The organism is Neotamlana sedimentorum, from assembly GCF_000943565.1.
GTDB classification, from domain to species: domain Bacteria; phylum Bacteroidota; class Bacteroidia; order Flavobacteriales; family Flavobacteriaceae; genus Neotamlana; species Neotamlana sedimentorum.
The window spans coordinates 1-1,301 of sequence record NZ_JTDW01000042.1; the positions used below are offsets into that span (position 1 = coordinate 1).

Below are 1,301 nucleotides of genomic sequence, written 5' to 3' on the forward strand. Positions count from 1 at the left end.
TGTCTAGTCCTGAAATATGGCTACAGGTTAAAAATTGATTTACGCTGATAATTTATATACCATATTCGGTGTTTTGAAGTCTAAAGATAAATGTAATCTTATTTCGTTGTATAGATTAATTACATTTTTTGTTGCTCTTTTGGCGTGAGCCACATCAGTAAAGGTCTGGTCGAGATAGAATTCGTCTTTTAAGATGCCGTTTACGCGCTCAGCCATAGCATTTTCGTAACAATGATTTTCTTCTGTCATACTAATGTCTATCTTATTTCTTTTAAGTATTTGTGTATACACATTACTGCAATACTGTATTCCTCTGTCTGAATGATGGATAAGACCTTTAACATTCTTTGCTTGGTACAGAGCCTTGTTTAAAGCTCTCACGCATCCTTTTAGTTCCAGGCTATCACTGAGGTCATAACCAACAATCTTTCTAGAATACATATCTGTAATGAGCGCAAGATAGCAGAAGCCTTTAATGGTTCTGATGTATGTTATATCGCTTACCCAAACTTGGTTAGGTTTTGTGACTTCTACATCTTTAATGATGTTTTTGTACTTGTAGAACCTGTGCAATGAATTGGTTGTTCTAGAACTATATTTCTTTCTAAGTGTAAGCATATTGTGTTTTCTAAGGATGTTAAATAGCGTGTCTCTACCGACTTTAAGATTGACTTTAATAAACTCATCATCTAATGATTTTATAAGTTTACGTACTCCTTCTCTGGGAAGGGATCTGCGTCTTTTTTGTACTATTTGAATAATCTGCTGTTCTGTTTTTAAACGTTTATCAGCTCTATATTTGTATTTGTAATACGCATCACGTTTTAAACCAAAACAATGAGTTATAGTGGTTAAAGAAGCAAATCCCTTAGACTTTTCTTTAGCTTTATCTAAGGCTAGATATTTAGCTTTTTTTTTAGTTCGGTTACAGATTTATAACCTAACTGTTCTGCTGCCACTTCCAGATAAGAGTCCAGCACCAAAGCATCTAAATCCTTTTTGAGTAAGAGTTGTTTTAGTTGTTTGATTTCTTTTTGAAGCGCTTTAATACGTGTTATTTCATCTTTAGTTTCCACCTTAATTCTAGTGTTCATCAGGTCTTTACGGTTGTACTTTCTAATCCATTCGTTAATGGTTGTAGGTGCAATACCGTATGCTTTACCTAGTTGATATTTGTTTAGTTTTCCGGTTGTAAGTTCGTCTAAAATTTTCAGTTTAAAAGGTTCTGAATACCGTCTAATTACTTTGTCATTTCTATACATAATGTTTAAAATTATGTAGCCTTTATTCAGGACGGGTCA

At 33.4% G+C, this 1,301-nt stretch carries 2 protein-coding genes; both read right to left on the reverse strand.

All coding sequences use genetic code 11. The features are described from left to right. Positions 1–39 precede the first annotated feature (39 nt). Positions 40–933 (reverse strand): IS3 family transposase, encoded by an 894-nt coding sequence (locus tag PW52_RS16905; protein WP_117584402.1) that lies wholly within the window; start codon positions 931–933, stop codon positions 40–42. Next, positions 897–1,262, reverse strand: a complete 366-nt coding sequence (locus PW52_RS16910) for a transposase (protein ID WP_044634167.1) — start codon at positions 1,260–1,262, stop codon at positions 897–899. Before PW52_RS16910 ends, PW52_RS16905 begins: the two co-directional genes overlap by 37 nt. Positions 1,263–1,301 lie beyond the last annotated feature (39 nt).